Here is a 708-nt window from a genome sequence, read left to right as displayed (position 1 = left end):
GAAATCCTTGTCTTCCCAGCCGTTTTTGATGATCTCCTGCATCATCCCATTGAAGATGGCAACGTCTGAGCCGCTCCGGAACGCCATGTACAGGTCGGCCTGTTTGCCGGTCGGGGTGAGACGGGGATCAGCGTAGATCACTTTGGCGCCATTCTTTCTCGCACGGGCAACGCTCCGGCCGATCAGCGGGTGCTGTTCATAGGTGTTGCTCCCGATGATAAAGACGCATTTTGATTCGGCGATGTCCGCAATCGAGTTGGTCATTGCGCCGGAGCCAAATGTTGTTGCGAGACCCGCAACAGACGACGAGTGGCAGAGACGGGCGCAGTGGTCAAGGTGTTTCGTCTTCAGGACACCCCGGGCGAACTTCATGATCGCGTAGTTGTCCTCGTTGCTGACACGGGCTGAGGCGAGCACAGAGAGTTCGTCGGGTTTGTACGATTTCAGCTTGCTTGCGATGACCTCGTAGGCCTCGTCCCAGCTCGCTTCGACGAACTTCCCGTCCTTCTTGATGAGCGGGGTGGTCAGACGGTCTTCACTGTTGATGAATTCGTGGGCATACACGCCTTTTGGACAGAGCTTCCCTTCATTGACGGGGGAGCGGTGGTATGGGGCGACACCCACAACCTTGTCGTCACTGACGACCAGGTTCATGCTGCAGCCTGTCCCGCAGTAGGGGCAGGTGGTTTGTACATACTTCATAGCCAT

Annotated in this window: 1 protein-coding gene; it reads right to left on the bottom strand. The window is 56.6% G+C overall.

The window, feature by feature from the left end; genetic code table 11:
- Nucleotides 1–708, bottom strand: a 708-nt coding sequence (locus ABCO64_RS10330) for a molybdopterin-dependent oxidoreductase (protein WP_343089401.1), incomplete at both ends; no start/stop codon positions are given.

The sequence above is a fragment of the Methanocalculus natronophilus genome (genome assembly GCF_038751955.1).
Classification (GTDB): domain Archaea; phylum Halobacteriota; class Methanomicrobia; order Methanomicrobiales; family Methanocorpusculaceae; genus Methanocalculus; species Methanocalculus natronophilus.
Note: the sequence above shows the minus strand (reverse complement) of the source record. Positions and strands in the feature narration are given on the sequence as shown.